The 682-nt window shown below is 45.2% G+C and carries 1 protein-coding gene; it reads right to left on the bottom strand.

What is annotated here, in order from left to right; translation table 11 throughout:
* The coding region (locus A3750_RS25695) for a hypothetical protein (RefSeq protein WP_197474807.1) at positions 1–682 on the bottom strand (682 nt) is incomplete at both ends.

Here is a 682-nt window from a genome sequence, read left to right on the forward strand (position 1 = left end):
CTCATAAAACGTCGCGAGTATTTCAATAGGACTATCTAGCGCATCCTGAGAGATGCTTTCAATCGTATTTTTTAGTTTTTCGACGTCAGCTTCATCGTAGTTAGGCAGCAAGAAAAGCCAAAGCGTATCATCCACATTGCAGCGCACGACACTCGTATTGAGATGCGAAGCAAGTCGTGTCAAAAATTCATTATAAAAATCGAGCAAAGCAGGTTCAGAGTTACCACGAACAAAATGAGCGTCACCGGCCACTGTAAACTTGAGGCAATAGTGTTTGCTAACACTATTTTTATCATGAGCTTGCGACAAGGCATTAGTGGGCTCTATCAGCCAAGCTGTTTGCCATGCAAAGCGCTCCAAGTCGAGCGGCGCATCCAAACTCTCGGCGAGTTTCTGCGTTACCGTTCCATACTGGGCTTTTTCTGCACCACGATCACCTAGAGCAAAAGAAAAGTAATTATTGGTGACCAAGCTATGTTGCTCATATTCATGATCACAACTCAAACAAAAGACCTTCACTTGACCATCAATGCTCATCGCATCGCAGCTCCTGCAGCGCATATTCTCAATAGGACGATCATAGTCCGTCCCGATATGCCGCAATTGCGTGTGGCAGTTCTTGCAACTCAAACGCTCATGAAACTGAAATTCCTGCTCCGCAGCAACATGCCCACATGTAAAA

This window comes from Oleiphilus sp. HI0079, assembly GCF_001635105.1.